Source organism: Pannonibacter sp. XCT-53, from assembly GCF_009915765.1.
GTDB classification, from domain to species: domain Bacteria; phylum Pseudomonadota; class Alphaproteobacteria; order Rhizobiales; family Stappiaceae; genus Pannonibacter; species Pannonibacter tanglangensis.
The window spans coordinates 330,236-348,109 of record NZ_JAABLQ010000001.1 but is presented as its reverse complement, the minus strand read 5'-3'; the positions used below and the strand labels follow the sequence as shown (position 1 = coordinate 348,109).

12 protein-coding genes are annotated in these 17,874 nt (G+C 67.6%); 6 read left to right on the top strand and 6 right to left on the bottom strand.

The window, feature by feature from the left end; translation table 11 throughout:
* Positions 1–21: 21 nt before the first annotated feature.
* The 3 genes from metH to GWI72_RS01675 form a co-directional block, all read right to left on the bottom strand.
* On the bottom strand, positions 22–3,753 hold the full coding sequence (metH, locus tag GWI72_RS01685; RefSeq protein WP_161707715.1) for a methionine synthase: 3,732 nt from the start codon (positions 3,751–3,753) through the stop codon (positions 22–24).
* 419 nt (positions 3,754–4,172) lie between these two features.
* Positions 4,173–5,087: a methylenetetrahydrofolate reductase [NAD(P)H] gene (gene metF / locus GWI72_RS01680; protein WP_161707714.1), complete on the bottom strand. Its 915-nt coding sequence runs from the start codon at positions 5,085–5,087 to the stop codon at positions 4,173–4,175.
* Between the two features lies 1 nt (position 5,088).
* Positions 5,089–6,111: an ArsR/SmtB family transcription factor gene (locus GWI72_RS01675; RefSeq protein WP_161675164.1), complete on the bottom strand. Its 1,023-nt coding sequence runs from the start codon at positions 6,109–6,111 to the stop codon at positions 5,089–5,091.
* Positions 6,112–6,907: 796 nt separating this feature from the next.
* Between GWI72_RS01675 and GWI72_RS01670 the strand changes: the two genes are divergently transcribed.
* The 3 genes from GWI72_RS01670 to GWI72_RS01660 all read left to right on the top strand — a co-directional run bounded on the left by GWI72_RS01670 (position 6,908) and on the right by GWI72_RS01660 (position 8,539).
* Positions 6,908–7,540 carry an MOSC domain-containing protein gene (locus GWI72_RS01670; RefSeq protein WP_161707713.1) on the top strand — a complete coding sequence of 211 codons (633 nt, stop codon included), beginning with the start codon at positions 6,908–6,910 and terminating at the stop codon, positions 7,538–7,540.
* Positions 7,541–7,567: 27 nt separating this feature from the next.
* A complete protein-coding gene (locus GWI72_RS01665; protein ID WP_161707712.1) occupies positions 7,568–7,960 on the top strand; it encodes a RidA family protein in 393 nt (130 codons plus the stop codon).
* Positions 7,961–8,281: 321 nt separating this feature from the next.
* A complete protein-coding gene (locus GWI72_RS01660; RefSeq protein WP_244314186.1) occupies positions 8,282–8,539 on the top strand; it encodes a hypothetical protein in 258 nt (85 codons plus the stop codon).
* A 118-nt stretch (positions 8,540–8,657) separates the two neighbouring features.
* Here the strand turns inward: GWI72_RS01660 and GWI72_RS01655 are convergent, their stop codons facing one another.
* Positions 8,658–8,972 carry a DUF2293 domain-containing protein gene (locus tag GWI72_RS01655; protein WP_161675158.1) on the bottom strand — a complete coding sequence of 105 codons (315 nt, stop codon included), beginning with the start codon at positions 8,970–8,972 and terminating at the stop codon, positions 8,658–8,660.
* Positions 8,973–9,056: 84 nt separating this feature from the next.
* Positions 9,057–11,036, bottom strand: coding sequence for a putative bifunctional diguanylate cyclase/phosphodiesterase (locus tag GWI72_RS01650; protein ID WP_161707711.1), 1,980 nt, complete (start codon positions 11,034–11,036; stop codon positions 9,057–9,059).
* A gap of 589 nt (positions 11,037–11,625) precedes the next feature.
* Here GWI72_RS01650 and GWI72_RS01645 point away from each other — a divergent pair.
* Positions 11,626–12,255: a helix-turn-helix transcriptional regulator gene (locus GWI72_RS01645; RefSeq protein ID WP_161707710.1), complete on the top strand. Its 630-nt coding sequence runs from the start codon at positions 11,626–11,628 to the stop codon at positions 12,253–12,255.
* A gap of 10 nt (positions 12,256–12,265) precedes the next feature.
* On the opposite strand, the gene GWI72_RS01640 is transcribed toward GWI72_RS01645, so the two are convergent.
* On the bottom strand, positions 12,266–13,204 hold the full coding sequence (locus tag GWI72_RS01640) for a LysR substrate-binding domain-containing protein (RefSeq protein WP_161707709.1): 939 nt from the start codon (positions 13,202–13,204) through the stop codon (positions 12,266–12,268).
* Between the two features lie 678 nt (positions 13,205–13,882).
* Here GWI72_RS01640 and GWI72_RS01635 point away from each other — a divergent pair.
* Both GWI72_RS01635 and GWI72_RS01630 read left to right on the top strand, forming a co-directional pair.
* Positions 13,883–14,878, top strand: coding sequence for a DUF2336 domain-containing protein (locus GWI72_RS01635; protein ID WP_208995741.1), 996 nt, complete (start codon positions 13,883–13,885; stop codon positions 14,876–14,878).
* Positions 14,879–15,124: 246 nt separating this feature from the next.
* A complete protein-coding gene (locus GWI72_RS01630) occupies positions 15,125–17,599 on the top strand; it encodes a mechanosensitive ion channel family protein (RefSeq protein ID WP_161707708.1) in 2,475 nt (824 codons plus the stop codon).
* The last annotated feature ends 275 nt before the right edge of the window (positions 17,600–17,874 follow it).

Genomic DNA, 17,874 nt, shown 5'->3' with positions numbered 1-17,874 from the left:
CAGTGTGTTTGACGCGACCGATCACTCGGCCGCGGCAATCCGCCGGTTCGGGTCATAATTCAGGATCGGAGCCAGCCAGCGTTCCGCATGGGCCAGATCCCAGCCCTTGCGGTTCGCATAGTCCGCCACCTGGTCCGCCTCGATCTTGCCGACACCGAAATAGTGGCTGTCCGGGTGGCTGAAGTAGAGGCCCGAGACGGACGAGCCGGGCCACATGGCGTAGCTCTCGGTGAGCTGGATGCCGGTGGAGGCCGTCGCGTCGAGCAGGCGGAACAGGGTTTCCTTCTCGGTGTGGTCCGGCTGGGCCGGATAGCCCGGGGCCGGACGGATGCCCTGGTACTTCTCCTCGATGATTTCCTCGTTCGTCAGCGTCTCGCCGGCCGCATAGCCCCACAGGTCCGTGCGGACGATCTGGTGCAGCTTCTCGGCGAAGGCTTCCGCGAGACGGTCCGCCAGCGCCTGGCTGAGGATCTTGTTGTAGTCGTCGCCCGCCTTGGCATAGCGCGCGGCAAGGTCATCCTCGCCGTGGCCGGCGGTCACCGCAAAGCCGCCGACCCAGTCGGCGACGCCGGAGCCTTCCGGCGCGACGAAATCCGACAGGGCGACGTTGGCGCGCCCGCCTGCGGTGCGCGACATCTGCTGGCGCAGGGTGAAGAAGGTCGCCAGCTCCTGGCGGCGGTCCTCCCCGGTGAACAGCACGATGTCATCGCCGCGCGCCTGCGCCGGCCAGAGACCGGCGACGCCCTTGGCGGTCAGGAGCTTCTTCGTGACGATCTCGTCCAGCATGCGCCGGGCATCATCATAGAGCGCCTTGGCGGCCGGGCCATAGCGGTTGTCGGTCAGCACCGCCGGATAGCGGCCCTTGATCTCCCAGGTGGAGAAGAAGGGCGTCCAGTCGATGAGCGGCACCAGGTCTTCGAGCGGGAAGTCGTCGAAGCGGGTCAGCCCGAGGGTCTTCGGGCGCGGTGCGACGCGGGCAAAGTCGCTGCGGAAGGCGTTGGCGCGGGCATCCGCGATGGATGTGCGCGGACCACCGCCACGCGCCGCCGCATGCGCCTCGGCGATCTCGGCATATTCGGTCCGCACCTCGGCGTAATAGGGCTCGCGCTGGCCTTCGCTCATCAGGCGCGAGGCCACGCCGACGGCACGGCCGGCATCGGTGACATAGATTGCCTGGCCGCGGGCATAGTTCGGATGGATCTTCACCGCCGTATGGATGCGGCTGGTCGTCGCCCCGCCGATCAGCAGCGGCACGTCGAGCCCCTCCCGCTCCAGCTCGGCCGCGACATGGCACATCTCGTCGAGCGAGGGCGTGATCAGCCCGGACAGGCCGATGATGTCGACCTTCTCCGCCTTGGCGACCTCAAGGATCTTGGTTGCCGGCACCATGACGCCGAGGTCGATCACCTCGAAATTGTTGCACTGGAGCACGACGCCGACGATGTTCTTGCCGATGTCGTGCACGTCGCCCTTGACGGTTGCCATCAGGATCTTGCCCGCCGAGGACGAGCCCTCGAGGCCGGAGAGACGCTTCTCCTCCTCCATGAAGGGCATCAGATAGGCGACCGCCTTCTTCATGACGCGGGCGGACTTCACCACCTGGGGCAGGAACATCTTGCCCGAGCCGAACAGGTCACCGACCACGTTCATGCCGTCCATCAGCGGCCCTTCGATGACATGCAGCGGCCGGGCCGCCGTCTGGCGCGCCTCCTCCGTGTCTTCCTCGATGAAGTCGGTGATGCCGTTGACGAGCGCGTGCTCCAGCCGCTTGGCGACGGGCCATTCGCGCCAGGAGAGATCGGCTTCCTTCTTCTTGCCGCCCTCGCCTTTCCAGCGCTCCGCCGCCTCGAGCAGGCGGTCGGTCGCCTCGGGCGAGCGGTTGAGGACCACGTCCTCGCACAGGTCGCGCAGTTCCTTGTCGAGGTCGTCATAGATGGCGAGCTGGCCGGCGTTGACGATGCCCATGTCCATGCCGCGCGTGATGGCGTGGTAGAGGAACACCGAATGCATCGCCTCGCGCACGCCCTCGTTGCCGCGGAACGAGAAGGACAGGTTCGACACGCCGCCCGACACATGGGCATGCGGCAGGTTCTCGCGGATCCAGCCCGTCGCCTCGATGAAGTCGACGCCGTAGTTGTTGTGTTCCTCGATGCCGGTCGCCACCGCGAAGATGTTCGGGTCGAAGATGATGTCTTCCGGCGCGAAGCCGACCTTTTCCGTCAGCACCTTGTAGGAGCGGGCGCAGATCTCGGTCTTGCGGGCGAAGGTGTCGGCCTGGCCCTGCTCGTCGAAGGCCATGACCACGACCGCCGCACCATAGCGGCGCACGAGCTTGGCCTGGGCGATGAAGGCCTCTTCGCCCTCTTTCAGCGAGATCGAGTTGACGATCGGCTTGCCCTGGACACACTTCAGCCCGGCCTCGATGACAGTCCACTTGGAACTGTCGATCATCACCGGAACGCGGGCGATGTCCGGCTCGGCGGCGACGAGGTTGAGGAAGGTGACCATGGCGGCTTCCGAGTCCAGAAGCCCCTCGTCCATGTTGACGTCGATGATCTGGGCGCCGTTTTCCACCTGCTGGCGCGCCACGTCGAGGGCCGCGGTGTAGTCGCCTTCCTTGATCAGCTTGCGGAAGCGCGCGGAGCCGGTGACGTTGGTGCGCTCGCCGACGTTGACGAACTTGATCTCCGGCGTCAGCACGAAGGGCTCGAGACCCGACAGGCGCATCAGGCGCGGCACGTCCGGCAGCTTGCGCGGGGCCTTGTCCGCCACTGCCTCGGCAATCGCCTTGATATGCGCCGGCGTGGTGCCGCAGCAGCCGCCGACGATGTTGACGAGACCGGAGGCGGCGAACTCGCCGACGAGGCGGGCCATGTGTTCCGGGCTCTCGTCATACTCGCCGAATTCGTTCGGCAGGCCGGCGTTGGGATAGGCACAGACCAGCGTCTGCGCCACGCGCGACAGGTCCGCGATATGGGCGCGCATTTCCTTGGCGCCGAGCGCGCAGTTGAGACCGATCGACAGCGGGTCGGAATGGCGCACCGAATACCAGAAGGCCTCCGCCGTCTGGCCGGACAGGGTGCGGCCCGACAGGTCGGTGATGGTGCCGGAGATCATCACCGGCAGCCGCAGGCCCCTCTCCTCGAACACCTCGTCGATGGCAAACAGCGCGGCCTTGGCATTCAGCGTGTCGAAGATGGTCTCGACGAGGATGATGTCGGCGCCGCCATCGATCAGGCCGCGGGTTGCCTCGGCATAGGCGATGCGCAGGTCATCGAACGAGACGGCGCGATAGCCGGGATTGTTCACGTCCGGCGAGATGGAGGCGGTGCGGTTGGTGGGGCCGATGGCCCCGGCGACAAAGCGCGGCCGCTCGGGGGTCTTGGCGCTGACGATGTCGCAGGCCTGACGCGCCAGCTTCGCGCTCTCGAAGTTCAGCTCATAGGCCAGCGCCTCCATGCCGTAGTCGGCCTGGGCGATGGTGGTGGAGGAGAAGGTGTTGGTCTCGACGATGTCCGCCCCGGCCTCCAGATAGGCGACATGGATGGCGCGGATGTCATCGGGCCGCGTGAGGCTCAGGAGGTCGTTGTTGCCCTTGAGGTCCTTCGGCCAGTCGGCAAAGCGCGTGCCCCGGAACGCGGCCTCGTCCAGCCGCAACGTCTGGATTTCCGTCCCCATGGCGCCATCGAGCACAAGGATGCGCTTGGCAGCAGCAGAATGGAGCAGGTCGAAGGCGGCGGACTTCTTCAGCATGGGTGTGTTCCGGTTCCTGTCACGCAAAAGGTCCGGCGGGCCGGACCTGACATTCGGTGGCGTCTGTCGCGGAGTGTCGCATCCGCGCCTGACGTTTTTATGGGCGCTGCCGTCCCGGGGAGGACGGGAGCGAGGCAGCGGTTCCTCTCCCCATTTTCAGGGGGATGATGGCGATCACAGTCTGGCCCGGGTTTCTCTCCCCCCTTGAGGGGGAGATGCCCCCGGCAGGGGGCAGAGGGGGGTAGCCGACTTTACCGTTACCTGGCCCGTTACCTGGCCCGTTACCCGGGAGGTCGTCGCCTGTTGACGCGCCGATACCCCCCTCTGTCTGCTGGCGCAGACATCTCCCCCTCAAGGGGGGAGAGGGGAGCTGCGGCGTTCCTCCGGACACGCCCGCCCCTTTCATCCGGATGCAGCCCTCAAGCCGCCTGGCGGGTGCCTTCGGCCTGGCCCATCCCCAGCATGTGGCAGATGGCGTAGGTCAGGTCGGCGCGGTTCATGGTGTAGAAATGGAAGTCACTGATGCCGCGGTCGACCAGATCCATCACCTGCTCGTAGGCAACCGCAGCGCCGACGAGCTTGCGCGTCTCCGCGTCCTCGTTGAGGCCGGAGAAGCGGCGCGCCAGCCAGTGCGGGATCGAGGTGCCGCACTTGGCCGAGAACACCATGGTCTGCTCGAAGTTGTGGATCGGCAGGATGCCCGGCACGACCGGGATCGAGAGGCCGGCCTTGGCGATGCGCTCCAGGTAGCTCTCGAACAGGTCGTTGTCGAAGAAGTACTGGGTGATGACACGGGTCGCACCGGCATCGACCTTGCGCTTCAGGTTGTCGATCTCGACGCTCCAGTCGGCGCTCTCCGGATGGCGCTCCGGATAGCCGGAGACGGAGACCTCGAAATCGCCGATGGCGCGCAGGCCGGCCACCAGGTCGCTGGCATAGGCATAGCCGTCGGCGCGCGGCTGGTAACGGGCGCCCAGGCCCTCCTGCGGGTCACCGCGCAGGGCCACGATGTGGCGCACGCCGATGTCCCAGTAATCCTGGATGACCGCATCGACCTCGGCGCGCGAGGCGCCGACGCAGGTCAGATGAGCGGCCGGCAGCAGGTGGGTTTCCTTCAGCAGGCGTTCCACCGTGCGATGGGTGCGCTCGCGCGTCGACCCGCCGGCGCCGTAGGTGACGGAGACGAAGGACGGGTTGAGCGGCGCCAGCCGCTCGACGGTGGACCAGAGCGAAGCCTCCATCTTGTCGCTCTTCGGCGGGAAGAACTCGAAGGAGGCGGTGATCGGGGCGCGCTCGGCGAGGCGCGAACGACGGACGAAGGTCGAGGCAGTCATGTTACGCAACCTCACGGGTTAGATCGACAAGCGGAAGATCGGTGATGATGCGCGGATCGCGCGCAAGCCAGAGCGTGACGGTCAGCTTCGAGCCGTCCGCACCGGCCGGAGACAGGTCGGTGACCAGTTCGACGTCGAGGTCGAGCCCTTCCAGCCATCGCGCCATCTGCTCGCGCGAGAAGCCGAGGCGGCGGTGGGCATGGGCCTCGCGCAGGAACTCCAGGTCATGCGGGGCGAAGTCGACAATGATCAGGCGGCCGCCGGGGCGCAGCACCCGGGCAGCCTCGGCCAGCGCACGGGCCGGGTCATCGAGGAAGTGCAGCACCTGATGCACGGCCACCACATCGAAGGAGCCGGCCGGCACGTTGAGCGCATAGATGTCGCCATGGCGCACCTGCGCCCGGGTGAGGCCCAGCTCTGAGAGCTTGGCCCGGGCGACCGTCAGCATGTCATGCGAGGCATCCACGCCCAGGGCGGTGGTGTAGCGGTCCGCGAACAGCTCCAGCAGCCGGCCCGTCCCGGTGCCCAGATCGAGGAAGGACTGGAACGGCCGGTCGCCAAGGGCGCGCAGCATGGCCGCTTCCACATCGGCTTCCGCAATGTGCAGCGAACGCTCCTTGTCCCAGTCGCGGGCCTTGGCGGCGAAGTAGGCCGCAGCCTCCTCGGCCTTCGCCCGGCGCAGGGCATCGAAGCGGCTGGCGTCGGCGGTCAGCACCGGATCGGCCGCCAGCAGGCGGGCGACGAGGTCGCGGGCGAGATCGCCGGCCGCGTCCTCCGACAGCCGGTAGAACACCCAGGAGCCTTCCGGATAGCGGCGCACGAGACCGGCCTCGGCGAGCAGCTTCAGGTGACGCGAGATGCGCGGCTGGCTCTGGCCGAGAATGGCCGTGGCATCCTTCACCGTCAGCTCGCTGCGGGCCAGCAGCGCCAGCAGCCGCAGACGGCTCGGCTCCCCCGCAGCCCGAAGGCCGGAGAGAAGATCATCGATCGCAAGATGCTGGTCAGGATACTGGGGTTCGCTCATGCCGCTCACGTGACTGGCTGATATAAAGATATCTTTATACGAGAACGCTGATCCGCGCAAGCCATCCTGCCCCCGCAGCAGCCCGGCAGCAAGGTCGCGGCGTTCAGGTGGTTGAGAGGACGTTAATGCACTCTGGCAGGGCGACCCGGCGGCCGATGCTGCAGCGCATCACGAGGACCTTAAACAGAATCCCCTAAGCGATTCTTCCGACTCAGTGTTTTGCCCCCTGTTGAAGTTGAGGATGGACATGAGCGCCCTCCCCGACCTTGTCGCCCGGCCGCATGGTCAGGCTGGCCCGTCGCCTCACGCGCCGCAGACAAGGCGCTGAAATCTGCCAGCCCCAGGCGATCCGAGGCTGCACTGGGCGGCCGGGCGCGGTTCTGGGCGCGATTCCGGGCGCGGTTCCGGGCGAACTTGCCGGGCGAACTTGCCGGGCGGACTTGCCGGGCGACCGGCCTGAAGGGCGGACGGCGGGCGCGGCAGCTCATCCTCCGCATCGCCTCACCGGATGGCTGCAAGTGATTCCCGCGACTCGCCTTTTCGCCCCCACCTCAACCGGCGGATCAGAGGCGGATGATCTTCCACCACAGCCGCAGCTCGCGCGGAACCGGCAGGCCGGCAACGGCCCGAAGCGATGAATGGCTGTCCCCGTCGCCGGATCCATCGCTGGCCCCGTCGCCGGACCCATCGGCGGACCCGTCGCCACGCCGTCGCCTGCCCCTCGTCCGTCCGGTCGTCGAGACTGGCCGCCTGCCCGCCCGCGCGCTATAGCTTGGCGGACAGACAGGAGGCGCGCATGGCCGATGACGGCAAGCAGGAGCGGGAACACGGCTTCCCGGACGGTCTCGTCCGCACAGCCGGACGCCGGATCAAGGGGACCGTCGAGCGCGTGCTGGTGACCGCAACACCGGCCGACTTCAGCACCCACGACGTCGACCGCCTGCCGCTGACCTTCGAGGGCATTGCCGGTGGACGGCATGCCGGCTTCACCCGCCGCTCGGGCGGGCGCGAGCCGTGGTATCCGCGCGGCACCGAAATGGTCAACGAGCGGCAGATCTCGCTGCTGTCGGTCGAGGAGCTGGAGGTCGTCGCCGGCCGCATGGACCTGCCGCGCGTCGATGTCGCCTGGATCGGCGGCAACATCCTCGTCTCCGGCATTCCCCATTTCTCGCTGGTGCCGCCGCGCACGCGCCTGGTGTTCGGGGACGGGGCGGTGCTGCGCGTGGACGGCGACAACGTGCCCTGCCGCATCGCCGGCAAGGGCATCGCCGCGCAGTACCCGGACCGCGCGGGTCTGGACCTCTTGTTTCCGCAGAAGGCGCGCAACCGGCGCGGCCTCGTTGCCTTTGTCGAGAAGCCCGGCATCATCCGTCCGGGCGAGACCGTCACGGCCCACATCCCCGAGCACTGGCTCTACCCGAAGGACTGAGCCTCTCCCAACCGCGAAAGGACCGCAATGCTTCCGATCCATCACATGATCCCGGGCGGACCGCGCCCGGTCGCGCCCTTCTCCCATGCCGTGGAGGCCGATGGCTGGGTGTTCGTGACCGGCCAGATGCCGACCGACCCGGCAGCCCCGGACGCCCCCCTGCCGGAGGGGGTTGCCGCCCAGACGGCCCGGGTGATGGAAAACCTGAAGCTGGTGCTGGCCGGCGTCGGCCTGGGGCTTGAGCACGTGACGATGGCGCGCGTCTATCTCACCGAGTTCGAGCGCGACTACGCCGCCATGAACGAGACCTACCGGGGCTTCTTCACGCCCGGCCAGCTGCCGGCCCGGACCTGCATCGGTGTCACGGGGCTTGCGGTCGGCGCGCTCGTCGAGATCGACCTCATCGCCCGCCGTCCCTGACCGGATATCGCTGACCGGATGTCCCTGACCGTGTATCGCTGACCGGGTATCGCTGACGAGACATCCCCGGCCTTCGCCCCCGACCCGCCTCCCGTCCCGGCATCCCCTGAAGGCATCTCCTGAAGGCATCCCGAACCGCCATCCCGGATGCGGGTTGGCGGCTTGCCTTGCCCCGGTCGCGGGGCGCACCTGTCCCTGCGGCAGCCTGCCGCAGGGCATCCCGCCGCAGTGACCCGGCCCCGTTGAGCCGCCATTTACGGGATTGCGCGTACGAAGTTCTACGTCCGCGCTCCTGTTTGCTCTGATGCCGAGGCCTGTTCCATGTCTGCCGTTGCCACCGCTGCCCGCCGCAAGACGCCGCCGATCCTGCTCCTGCGGATCCTCATGCTCGTGCCGGTGTTCAACCTGTTCCTGCGCGAGGCCATCCACGGCACCGACAACGACCGCCTGTGGTTTGCCTTCAACCTGCTGGTGCTGTGGCTGATCGCGGTTGTCACCTTCGGCTATCCGGCCGTCATCATTCCGGCGCTGTGCCTGGTCGGCATGGCCTTCCTGTGGCTGCTGGAAACGGTCCGCTAGGACCAGCCTGCGCGGCCCTTGAGCCCTTTTTCGGCGTGATGCCTCGGCATGTCGGCGGCTTGATGCAAGGCTGTGGCGGCGCCAGTCGCTGCGGGCCGCGCATCGTCCCGCCCCTGCCCTAGTCGGCGTCCGTGTCGGTCCCGATCCGCCGCGCGCAGCCCCAGTCGGCCAGGATGGCGTCCATTGCGCCGGCCACGAAGAAGCGGGCCGCGTCCCGGTCATAGCCCTCGTCGAGCAGCGCGTCATAGTCGGTATGGCTGTGCCGGACATGGGAGGCGAGGGCCTGCCAGACCGCGATGCTGACCGGCAGGTGGCGCAAATGTCCGGCAAGCGCCAGGTCAAGCACGGCGCCGGCATCCAGCATCGGGATGCGCGGGGCCATCTCCCGGAGCGCCTTGCGCATCTCCTGCTGGCGTCGTGTTCCTGCCGCCACCGCGTGCCCCCTGTCCTGCGGGGTCCATCGGCCCGACCCCTGGGCCGGCGTAAGCGACCGCGCGCCCGGCAGCAAGCCGAAACTTCAGCCGAAGATGGCGTCGGTGCACTGGCCCCGGGCTTCCAGTCGGGCCAGGTCCGGTCCGGCCAGCCAGGCCTTCAGCTCGGCCGGCATCATCGGCGCGCCGAGCAGGAAGCCCTGACCATAGGTGCAGTCCAGCGCCCGCACGGCGTTGAGCTGTGCCTCGGTCTCGATGCCCTCCACCACGCAGTCCAGTCGCATCGACCGGCACAGCGTGATGATCGACGGCACGACGCCCGCGCCGGACGTTGTCAGCCCGGCGATGAAGCTGCGGTCGATCTTGACCCGGTCGATCGGCAGACGGTGCAGGTAGCCGAGGCTCGAATAGCCGGTGCCGAAGTCGTCCAGCGCCAGTCGCGCCCCGGCGAGCCGCAGATGATGCATGGAGGTCTCCGCCGCCTCGTAGCTGCGGATGACGGCCGTCTCCGTCAGCTCGAAGGTGAGCCTGGACGGCAGCACCCGGCTTTGCCCGATGAGGCTCAGCAGTGCCATCACCGTCTCGCGTGAGGTCAGGTCATGGGCGGACAGGTTGAAGCTGAGGTTGAACCCCGGCGGCAGGTCGTCGAGCCCCTGCAGCGCCTTCTCGAACAGGCACAGCGTGACCCGGTGGATCAGCCCGGCCTTTTCCGCCAGCGGGATGAACTGGGCCGGCGACACGGGACCGAGATCCGGGCTGTTCCAGCGGGCCAGCGCCTCGACACCGACTGGCCGCATGGACCTCAGATCGAAGATCGGCTGGAACGCCAGCTCCAGTTCCCGCGCAAGGTCGGCCGTCTGCAGGCCGCTCTCGATGGCCCGGTCGGAGCGGATCTTGCGCTCGTGGGCGGCGGAATAGAGCGTCGCCTGACCCCGGCGCGCGATCTTGGCATTGTACAGGGCGTAGTCGGACCGGTCGAACAGCTCATGCGCGGTGCGGCCCGCCTCGGGAAACAGGGCAATGCCGCAGGAGGCGCCGATGGTGACGCGGGTCGACCCGATCATGTAGGGCTCGGCGACCGCGTTGCAGATGTCCTGGCAATGGGCCTCGAGATTGTCCGGCAGCCGGCGCAGGATCAGCCCGAACTCGTCGCCCCCCAGACGGCAGATGGAGGTGGAGGCATCCGCGAAACGCATCAGCCGCTGGCCCACCGCCATCAGCAGCAGGTCGCCGAACTTGTGGCCATAGGTGTCGTTGATGGGCTTGAAGCGGTCCAGATCGACGACGGCGACCGCGAATGCCGTGCCTGCCGCCGAGGCGGCTGCGAGCTGGTCGTCGAGCTCGTTGAAATAGTAGCGCCGGTTCGGCAGGCCGGTGAGCGAATCCGTATGGGCCAGCCGCGCGTTTTCCTGGCTGAGCCGGGCCGTTTCCGCCTGTTTCTCCGCCAGCTCGGTGCGCGAGCGGATCAGGTCGCGCAGGGCCGAATAGCCGTTCAGCAGCACCTGGATGATCACGAGGCAGACGAGGAAGATGTTCATGGCGATGGCGATGAACACGGGCTCGCCGGTCGCCGCATAATAGGCCAGGAACGGCGTGTTGACGGTGATCATCACCATCAGCGCCGCCTGCGGCAGGCTCATCAGGCAGAAGATGCAGCCGATCACCGTGATGGCAACGAAGAGGATGACATGCCCGCGCTCGTAAGGCCCGCCATAGGCATCGAGGGCGAGAGACCAGGCAATATGCGCCGCCGCCAGCACCGCTCCCACCACCACCGTGCGCCGGAGCTCCCGCGCGGCCACGTCAGCCGTCACCGGCAGGCTGTGCCGCCGCAGCCAGGTGAGCATCCGCATCGCCGAAGCACTGATCAGCAGCACCAGCATGCCGGCAGTCAGCCACAGCGGCGCCACGTCGAAATGGGTGAAGGACACCGCCACCGCATTGACGATCAGCAGGGCGTAGAGCAGCGGCACCTGGCTCTGCAGGGTGCGATACTGGGCGATGAGCAGGTCCGGCGCCTGATGGCGCAGCAGGAGCCAGTCGAAAAACCGTGTGAGCTGTCCCATCAAAGCCCTCCGTTTCCGGCCAAATATCGCCAGAATTACGTAACGGAGCCTTAATCGCCGGACAGCCGTCCGCGTGGCTGCCCTAGGGCCCGCGCCGCCGCCGGAGGAGCGTGCCTCGCGGGTCGTGCCCGCTGGGCCTTCCATCGGCGTGCAAGGACGGCAGCGCGGGGTCTTGCCCTGGCAGAAGCCCCGGTCGCCTCTCCCGCCCCGGTCCCGACGCTGCCATGTCGGCCCCCAGCACATCCTCCCAGAGATCCGGCGGCAGGGCCGACACCGGCATCGCTGCGCCGGCCCCGTCGACCTGCGCGCCGCCGTCACGGCCGGCCTGCGGGCCAGAGGACGGGCCAGAGGGCGGGCCAGATCGCAACCTTGCCCGCCACAGGCCGCCGGCAAGACGGGCAAGCCTCTGCAGCAGTCCGGGCCGCAGGGGGGAACGGGAACGGGGGGATGGAGACAGACCTGTGACGGGATCGAGTGGGGCAACCATGGCGCGCCTCAATTAAGAAAGACTTTTATTTCTTAATTGCCTCACGCGAATATGAAAAGAGAAAACTTTCTATATCCGGCGATCCATGATACATCCGTTGTCATGTCCGACCGAACCCGCACCCGCCTGCTGAATGCCTTGAAGGCCGCCGGCCCGCAGACCGCTGCCGACCTGGCCGCGTCCCTGTCCGTGACGCCCGTGGCGGTGCGCCAGCATCTGGATGGCCTGCTGGCCGAGGATCTTGTCGCCTTCGAGGACCAGAAAGGGGCCGTGGGACGCCCGCGCCGGGTCTGGGCCCTGACGGCGAGCGGTCACGCCCGTTTCCCCGACAACCATTCCACCCTTGTCGCGGGCCTGCTCGGCGGGCTGCGGCAGCTCTATGGCGAGGAGGGGCTGGAGCGTCTCATCGGTCTGCGGGAGCAGGAAACGGAGACCGCCTACCGGCAGGCCCTGGCCGAGGAGCCGGACCTTGCCGCCCGGCTCGACCGCCTCGCCGCCCTGCGCAACCGCGAGGGCTACATGGCCGAGATCGAAGGCAACGCGGCGGATGGCTGGCTGTTCATCGAGAACCACTGCTCGATCTGCGCCGCGGCAACAGCCTGCCAGGGCTTCTGCCGGTCCGAGCTGGCCCTGTTCCGCAAGGTTCTGGGTCCCGAGGCGGAGGTGGAGCGGACCGAACACCTGCTCTCCGGCGACCGCCGCTGCGTCTATCGCATCCGCCGGTCGGGCTGAGACGCCCGCGTCAGGCGGAGCCGCGCGCGGGGCTGATGCCCTCCGCCACATCGACGCCGATGTCGGCCAGGGTGCCGGCCAGCGTCTGGTGCAGGGTCTCGAAGTCCTGCCGGCGGGGCGAGGCCCGGCGCCACACCAGCCCGACCATCCGGCGCGGCTGCGGATCGGCGAAGCGCAGCAGCGCGACGCGGTCGTCCCGCACCTCCACGTCCGTGCAGATTTCCGGCAGCAGCGTGACGCCGTAGCCGGCCGCCACCATCTGCATCACCGTCGCCAGACTGGTCGCACCGAAGGCGGATCGCCGCCCGCCGACCACCGTCTGGCAGTAGTTGAGTGCCTGGTCGCGCAGGCAATGCCCCTCCTCCAGCAGCAACAGGTCGTGCTGGCGGATTTCCTCGACTGTCACCCGGCGGCGTTCGTCCAGATCCGGCCGGTTGTGCACGGCCAGCAGGAACCGGTCCTGAAACAGCGGCAGGGCGACCAGATCCGCCCGCTCCACCGGCAGCGCAACGATGACCGCGTCGAGGTCGCCGTCATCCAGTTCCTGCAAGAGCTGATCGGTCAGCGTCTCCCGCAGCGTCAGGCGCAGATGCGCGTGCCGGTCGTGCAGCACGGGCAGGATGCGCGGCAGCAGATAGGGGGCGATCGAGGGAATGATGCCCAGCCGCAGCGGGCCGTTCAGCGGCTGGCCACGGTGCCGGGCATAGTCGGTCAGGTCACGCACGTCGGACAGGATCCGCCGGGCGCGCCGCACCACCTCCTCGCCCTCCGGCGTCAGGCGCACCGCGCCGCTGCGCCGCTCCACCAGCGTCAGGCCCAGCTCCTGCTCCAGATCCTTGATCTGCATGGAGAGCGCCGGTTGCGACACGGCCACGGCCTCCGCCGCCTTGCGGAAATGGGCGTGGGTGGCGAGGGCGTCGAGATAGCGAAGCTGGCGCAGGGACAACATGCCATAAGAATAACTGATCGAGAGATGGAATCAATCCGATTGGCACTGATCGCGCCGGTGGGGCACCTTGGCCCCGTCGCTCCGCCCGGGACAGGTCCTGTCCCGGGTGCCCGTGCGATGCGCAGTCTGGTCGCGGGCAGTCGGGTCGCGGGACGGGTCGTCTCGCGATCGGGGTGCCTCGCGGCTGGGGCCCTCGCCCCGCCTCCTGGCGCGCTGCCCTCCCCTTGGGGCGGCGGGGCCGGACCGGACAGCGCGCTGGTTGCCGCCCTGCGGTTAACCAGGTTTCATTTTGGTGCCAGACTTGAGGGGTGATTGACCGATCACCCCTCTCTTTTTTCGCGCGAGACAGCAGACCCGACCGCCGCTCAAGCCCCGGACCAGCCTCGCCGGCGCCCCGCGAAACCCGGCCAGATTGGCGCAAGCCCTGGACTTATCGCAAAAACCTCAAAGCCGGGACGGCTACACTTCCATTCAATTTGATGAAAACAATAATAGATAAAGTATAATTTCGCACATCGCGTCTTTTTATTATCTTTAAATCTCCCCCGTAAAACAGACACCATGTCCAAATGGGCCGGGTGGTTTAGAATGTCCGAAGCTTACAAGACTGAGCTCGTGAATTTTCAGGAACTTTCCAACGAATCCAGTGCAGACCGACGAGCGGAGCTGGCCAGACACGTGGCCGTCCTGTTCTCGCTGACCTCGGAGAAATGCAGCGACGAGCAGGTCGACATCTACGACTCCGTTCTGCTGCGCCTCGTTGACATGGTCGAGGCCGAGGTCCGTCGGTTTGTTGCCGAACGGCTTGCCGAGCTCCGGCGCGGTCCCGAACGGACGATCCGTCAGCTTGCCGGTGACGAGATTGACGTGGCCGATGCGCTGCTGCGCCGCTCGCCGGTGCTGCGCGACTGCGACCTGGTTGACATCGCCGATGTCCAGAGCAACGCCCATCGGCTGGCCATTGCCCAGCGCGACGTGCTGTCCGAGCAGGTCACCGACGTGCTGGTGGCCCGCGGCGACATCCGGGTGAAGCGGCGCGTGGCGGCCAACCAGGGCGCCGCCTTCTCCGTCGAGGGCATGGCCGGGCTGATCGAGGCCGCCACCTCCGACCAGACGCTGCAGCTCGCCCTCAGCGACCGCTCCGACCTTGCAGACGAGCAGATCCAGCAACTGGTGTCGATCGCCACCGAGGCCGTGCGCCAGAAGCTGGCCGGGCTGAACTCCGGCGGCGCGGCCGAACGCCTGCCGCAGGCCGCCGACATTGCCGTCCAGCGCATGTCGAACGACTACTGGCTCAGCCGCTACGATTTCGAGACGGCCCGCAGCCGCGTCATGGCGCTGGCCCGCGAGGGCCGGCTGAACGAGGCCACCCTGCGCTGGCTGGCGGCCGACGACCGCTTCGCCGAGGCCGTCGTGGCCTTTGCCTGCCTCACCCGCATCGGCCTGAACGAGGCCAGCCACTGGATGGTGCGTCTCGATGTCGAGCCGTTCCTGATCGTCTCCAAGGCGCATGGCCTGTCACCGCTGACCGTGGCGACACTGCTCAAGGTCGGTCCCTGGCGTCATCGCCTGACCGTTCAGGCCCGGGCCCTGGCGATGGCCCATTACGAAATGCTGCGGCAGGACGACGCCCGCCAGAGGCTGGCCCACTGGGACAGCATGACCAGCCACTGATCCGCCCACCGGTCGACCGGATCGCGCCCCCACCCGGCCCGGCCACCCCGCCCCGGTCCGGTGACACCGCCCCGCATCACATGCCCCCGTCCCGCCGGACGGGGGCATTCTTTTTGCCCGTGCTGCCCATTCGGCTGCTCCCCGCCGCGCAAACTATCCTGTAGCTTGGGCGAAGGGGGACGGTCGGGCCAGTGGCCCGGCAGCGGTCTCCTGTTGTCTTGAGATCATCAGGTGGACTGCAGCACGATGGACATGGTGAACCGCTTGCCCGCACCGGACGGTGCGATTGCCCCGCGTGCGTCAGCCCTCCAGCCGGATCCCCATCCGCGCCGGCATCCCGTCGCCGCACTGCTGCTGCTCCTCCTCGCTGCCCTTCTCCTGCTTGTCCCGGGCCAGGCGCCTCGCGCCGAGACGCCGCTCGTCACCCGGGCCGCACCGGCTGATGCGCAGGCCCAAGGCCAGAAGCCTGACCAGAGCCAGAGCCAGAGCCAGAGCCAGACCCCGGCACGGACTGCGACGGACGCCGGGACCAGCGCCGGGACAGATGCCGGGACAGCCGCCAGCGTCGCCTATGACATTTCGGCCTATGACCGCCTGTCGCAGGACATGGGCGACACCATGACCGAGACCTTCCAGCTGCGCGGCACCCTGCAGGCCATTCTCGCCGAGTTGCCGAGCCTGCCGGCCAGCATGATCGCCACGCTCCAGTCGAAGTCGCCCGATGGCTCGCTGCGCTGGCTCTGGGGGGCGCTGGTCGTGATCGTCATTGCCGTGCTGGCCGGAAACGGGGCCAACCTGTTGTTCCGTCGCTGGGCGCGGCCGCTCTATCACGCCCGCTTCGCGCAGGCGCCGGAAACGCGAACCGACAAGATTGCCTATCTGCTCGGGCGGGGCATCGTGATGACGCTTGGCACCGCCGTGTTCTTTGTCGTGGCCTGGAGCGTTGCGGTCCTCCTGCATGAAAACACGGAGGCTGGCCGGATCACGGTGATGACCGGCGTGTCAGCCTATGCGAGCTGGCTCGTGGCGCGTCTTGTCTTCTTCAACATCCTCGTTCCCTATTCGTCGCAGTACCGGATGCTGGCGCTGAGCGACGAGGCCACCAACGGGCTCTATCACGCGATCCGCGCCTGCGTCGGCGTCTCGATCCTGCTGCTGTCGATCAGTCTCTGGATGTCCAGGCTGGGTCTGGCCACGAATGCCCACAAGCTTGCGCTGATCGGCTCCGGTGCCTTCGCGATGCTGGCCCTGTCGGCGATTGCCATCCACTGGCGCAAGGATGTCGCCGGTGCCATCCTCGGGTCGGCGCCCCGCAGCGCCGCTGGCGCCCTGCAGTTCGTGGCCCGGATCTGGCACGTTCTGGCGATCCTGTATTTCGTGGTGGCCTTCGGCATGTCGGCGCTGCGGATCCTGCTCGACCAGCCCTTTGCCATCGGCCTCGTGGCCGCGCCGATCCAGTCCCTGATCGCCGCCATCCTGCTCTACGCGGTCCTGCTGCTGATCATCGACCGCCTGCTGCCGCGCCTCGACACGCGGCGGGCACAGGCGGCCCTGGCCGGCGACATCGCGCGCAACGAGGAAACGGCGGGCGAGGCCCCCGACGACGGCGCCAACGCGGCACAGGCCCAGGCAGAAGCGCTCGAGAACGAGGCCGCGCGCGCGCCCTACCGTGATCTCCTCGACCACGGCGCCGGCATTCTCACCCTCGTCTTCGCCGCCTGGCTGCTGCTGCAGGCCTGGGGCATCTCCCTGCAGGATGACAGCTCGATCCTGAGCAATCTGGTGGAAATCGCCATCGTCGGCTTTCTCGGCTACATGGCCTATCAGGCCGTCGAGATCGCCGTCGCCCAGGCGATGCGGCGACAGAAGCCCGCGGGCGACAGCCAGGAAGCGCTCGAGATCGACATGGGCGGCCAGGGCGATTCCCGCCTCTCCACGCTGTTGCCGATCTTCCGCAACTTCCTCCTGATCACCATCGTGGTGATCTCCGGCATGCTGATCCTGTCGCAGATGGGTATCGACATCGCCCCGCTCTTTGCCGGTGCCGGTGTCGTCGGCCTTGCCATCGGCTTCGGCGCGCAGACCCTCATCCGCGACATCTTCTCCGGCGCCTTCTACCTGATCGACGATGCCTTTCGCAAAGGCGAGTACATCGACATCGGCGGCGCCAAGGGCACGGTGGAAAAGATCTCGATCCGCTCCATGCAGCTGCGCCATCATCGCGGGGCGCTGACCACGGTGCCCTTCGGCGAGATCAAGCACGTGCAGAACTACTCGCGTGACTGGGCCATCATGAAGCTCGCCTTCCGCGTCACCTATGACACGGACACCGAGAAGATGCGCAAGATCATCAAGAAGTTCGGCCAGGAGCTGATGAACGACCCCTATTACGGGCCGATGTTCCTCGATCCGCTGAAGTCGCAGGGCATCCTGTCGATGGAAGACAGCGCCATGATCGCCCGCGTCAAGTTCATGTCGAAGCCGGGCAAGCAGTTCGAGCTGCGCAAGGTGATCTATGCCGGGCTGCAGGAGCTGTTCGAGAAGAACGGCATCCACTTCGCCCACCGCGAGGTGACCGTGCGCGTGGCCACCGAAGACGGCCGCGTGATCCCCAACCCGACGCCGGCACAGGTCGCCGCGGCAGGGGCGGCCGTCATGGGCAGCCTCGACGGAGCCCCCGGGCTGGACGGTGCCCCCGCGCCGGGACAGCCGGCGCCGTGATCGGGCTCCGGCTTTGACACGTCATTCCGGACAAGGCGAGCGACCAGCGAACCGCAGATCCGGAAGCCAGCGCATCTGTGCGAGCGACAGCGAGCCCGTTGACAGATCATTCCGACACGGCTCGCGCCTGATCCCGTGTGTCGCGCTGCGCGCGGCTGTCATCTGGATCCCGGGTCTCCGCTTCGCTGCGCCCGGAAGGGCGATGCAGAGTTTGCAGCCAGTCAAAAAAAATCCCCGGGGCAGGCCCCGGGGATTTTTTCTTGAACCGTGACGCC